This window comes from uncultured Veillonella sp. (assembly GCF_900545205.1).
In the GTDB taxonomy this organism is placed as follows: domain Bacteria; phylum Bacillota; class Negativicutes; order Veillonellales; family Veillonellaceae; genus Veillonella.
The window spans coordinates 1-2,395 of sequence record NZ_UQYC01000126.1 but is presented as its reverse complement, the minus strand read 5'-3'; the positions used below and the strand labels follow the sequence as shown (position 1 = coordinate 2,395).

3 protein-coding genes are annotated in these 2,395 nt (G+C 37.2%); all 3 read right to left on the bottom strand.

Translation table 11 applies throughout. From position 1 onward, the window contains the following. A partial coding sequence (locus QZR70_RS08885; RefSeq protein WP_295794601.1) for an MOSC domain-containing protein occupies positions 1-362 on the bottom strand: 362 nt, incomplete at its 3' end. A gap of 186 nt (positions 363-548) precedes the next feature. Next, positions 549-1,781, bottom strand: coding sequence for an ISL3 family transposase (locus QZR70_RS08880; protein WP_005380819.1), 1,233 nt, complete (start codon positions 1,779-1,781; stop codon positions 549-551). 159 nt (positions 1,782-1,940) lie between these two features. Next, a partial coding sequence (locus QZR70_RS08875) for a QueT transporter family protein (RefSeq protein ID WP_295794599.1) occupies positions 1,941-2,395 on the bottom strand: 455 nt, incomplete at its 5' end.

Below are 2,395 nucleotides of genomic sequence, written 5' to 3'. Positions count from 1 at the left end.
ATAATACAAGATCCAACTTGTTTCATAATTTCGCAGCCATGATGGCATTCTTTACCAATTTGTGTGACCTCTAATAACACCTCAGGACCTAGTTGTAATTTCGTACCGACCGGTAAATCATACAATACAATGCCTTCGACGGTGATATTTTCAGCAAAATCTCCAGGTTTTACATCGGCCCCCTTATCGCGCATATGCTCAATACTTTTAATGCCGAGCAAACTAATTTGGCGATGCCAATTACCTGCGTGTGCATCGCCTTCCATGCCGTGATCTACGATGAGATTGGCAGATTCAATATTATGTTTCTTTTGCCCTTTTTTCTCGCTAATCGAGATGGCAATAATCTTACCTTCAGCCATAAACTCCTTCTCTTCTTATGGGAACAAATCATCTAAATTTATCAATTTATTATACCATAGTATATAGGTGTATCCCCTGTGAGTTTAGTCACTATTTGGAGATTATTACTTTCAAAAAAAGAACCCTACCCACTACGAGTAGAGTTCTTAGTATTAATAATGGCTCTCTGTCAAATGTTGGGGTATTCACCCTACGAGTCTTCTTTGGCACCAATCATAGTTATGGTTGGTGCCATTCTTTTTGCTCAAAAGTAGAATACGTACTCTAAATCTACCAAAGTGGCGAAGTCCATAGCTTATCCGTTTTAATACTTTAATTTTGTTGTTAGTTCCTTCTGTGTATCCATTAGAATATGGAAGTAAGAATGCATTAGTTAATTGCGTCATCCATGCAGGAAATGATGTAAAGAAGTTATTAAATTCATTTAAGCCAGATGCTTTTACTAATTCCAACCAATGCGTTAAATGTGCAGCTATTCTTTGTTTACCATAGATTGAAAAGATTTTTCTAAAAGAAAGTTTTAAAGCATATGCTTTTCGTAAATCATCAGATATTCTGAGTATTTCACATAGTTTAATATGTTCGGCTTCCGTTAAATGGTCTGGATGCTTCATTAGTACACGTCGATTCTGTTTTAACATACGTGAATAAGCAGCCAGTTTATGTTGCTCACGCTTTCTAACTCGCTCTACCGCCCAATCTACAAGTCGACATACATGGTATCGATCACAGATAATATGCGCATGTGGAAATAGCGCCTCCATGATGCGCTTAAATTGTATGGACATATCCATTACAATAAACTTAACTTGTAGGCGATCCTTATGTTTAAATGATGCAAAATAGTGGATTAATGCTTGCGTATCACGTTTCGGTAAAATATCTAATATTTCATGTGTATCTGGATTAGTTAAATTAACTTGGTATTGGTAGCCTTCTGCATTTCCTTTAAACTCATCAATACCAATCACAGTGGGTAAGGTCTTGGGCTTAGGTATAGTGATCATAGAGCAATAACGTAATACTGTAGTAATAGATGTATCACACTCGTTAGCAATAGCTGTATAGGTTACACTTTCAGTAAGTTTATCAAATAGCATTCTAATATTAGTTACACTTAGTTGCATATGTTTTCGTACAAATGGATTGCTTTCAGCAAAAGAATGACCACAATGCGGACAAATATACCGACGCTGTCTGTATTTTCCAATTAGTGGACCTCGTTGTACTTTTCCAAACTTTACAGTACGTATGCGGTAATCCTTAATATGCTTTGTGGTTTCTCCACACTTTGGGCAAATATGTGATGTTGCTGGTAATTCTATGTCAAAAATAAATATTCCGTCTAATTCATAGCTATTTGTAATATATTCTTGTTTTACATTATGTAAAAATTCAGTATAATCAGTAGTAGGCATATAAGCTCACATCCTTTCTTTAGGACTTTGACACTTTTATTGTAAAGCATGTGAGCCTTATATGCTTATTTTTTTGCAAAAAAATAATGTTGGAAGTGACACCGTAGTGGTGTCACCCCAACATTTATTATAGAGCCTTTTATGTTATATGTTATGTAGTTATTTAATGGCGTTCATCAAAGCGGCTACTGTACGACGAGATGCGAGAGTTTTCACCAATGTAGCACCTACGATGCCTGAGATTGTTTGACCAATCAATAAATTGATCACCAATGCCCAGTACGGAACACCTACGAGTGGGCTAAGCCACAATGGTACGCATAATGCAGGTACTAAGATGATTGGCAGCATCGCCCACCACGCGCTAAGTCCAGCACGGCGCATCAATACGATGATACCAGTCGTCAAAATACCAACACCAAAGCCCCCTACCATATCAAGGATGCCAAGGCCCCCGAACAAGAAATTAGAAATGAGGTTACCTATGCCCATAGGAACGATTAAGAACGGAAAGGCATAAGCAAGTGCATATAAAGATGTAGCTATACGAATTTGGTACGCACCGAAGGAAATTCCTTGGGTTAGATAAATAAGAACAATATACAATGCTACTA